Below are 268 nucleotides of genomic sequence, written 5' to 3' on the forward strand. Positions count from 1 at the left end.
GGTTTCAGATTTATTATTTTTTCAGGAGTTCTTTCATGCTTGGGTTGATGCAAAGCCACCAATTGTTGATTTCGTCGCTGATCGAGTTTGCCGAACGCCACCATGGCGAAGGCGAGATCGTGTCGCGACGGGTGGAAGGTGATATTCATCGCTACACCTACAAGGATGTGGCAAGACGTGCACGCCAGGTGGCCAACGCGCTGGATGGTTTGAAACTGCCCTTTAGCGACCGGGTGGCCACACTCGCATGGAACGGCTACCGGCACCT

At 53.4% G+C, this 268-nt stretch carries 1 pseudogene; it reads left to right on the forward strand.

From position 1 onward, the window contains the following. Window positions 1-35 precede the first annotated feature (35 nt). A pseudogene (locus B3V69_RS13855) lies at window positions 36-268 on the forward strand (long-chain fatty acid--CoA ligase); the annotation flags it as partial.

The sequence above is a fragment of the Rhodoferax sp. UBA5149 genome, assembly GCF_002413825.1.
GTDB lineage: Bacteria > Pseudomonadota > Gammaproteobacteria > Burkholderiales > Burkholderiaceae_C > Rhodoferax.